Source organism: Lacticaseibacillus chiayiensis (assembly GCF_004123795.1).
Taxonomy (GTDB): Bacteria; Bacillota; Bacilli; order Lactobacillales; family Lactobacillaceae; genus Lacticaseibacillus; species Lacticaseibacillus chiayiensis.
Genome location: NZ_MSSM01000101.1, coordinates 1 through 650, shown reverse-complemented (window position 1 = coordinate 650; position 650 = coordinate 1). Strand labels below are relative to the sequence as shown.

General features: G+C 52.0%; 1 rRNA gene. It reads right to left on the bottom strand.

What is annotated here, in order from left to right:
* Positions 1–650 (bottom strand): 23S ribosomal RNA (locus tag BVJ53_RS14815); the annotation flags it as partial.

The following is a 650-nucleotide window of genomic DNA, read 5'->3' as shown; positions in this document are numbered from 1 at the left end:
TTCGTTTGGAATTTCACCGCTACCCACAACTCATCCCAGCATTTTTCAACATACATGGGTTCGGTCCTCCAGTGTGTTTCACCACACCTTCAACCTGGTCATGGGTAGGTCACTTGGTTTCGGGTCTACATCTGCCTACTCACTCGCCCTGTTCAGACTCGCTTTCGCTCCGGCTCCGACTTTTCATCTTAACCTCGCAGGCAAACGTAACTCGCCGGTTCATTCTACAAAAGGCACGCCATTACCCCTTAACGGGCTTTGACTAATTGTAGGCACACGGTTTCAGGAACTGTTTCACTCCCCTTCCGGGGTACTTTTCACCTTTCCCTCACGGTACTGGTTCACTATCGGTCACTAGGGAGTATTTAGCCTTGGGAGATGGTCCTCCCGGATTCCGAAGGAATTTCACGTGTTCCGCCGTACTCAGGATCCTGGACGGAGGGTCCGCCGTTTCGCTTACAGGGCTTTCACCTTCTATGGCGCAGCTTTCCAGCTGACTTCGACTACGTCGGACTTTGGTAACTCCAATGTCCAGTCCTACAACCCCGAGAAGCAAGCTTCTCGGTTTGGGCTCTTCCCACTTCGCTCGCCGCTACTATGGGAATCGAGTTTTCTTTCTCTTCCTGCGGGTACTGAGATGTTTCAGTTCC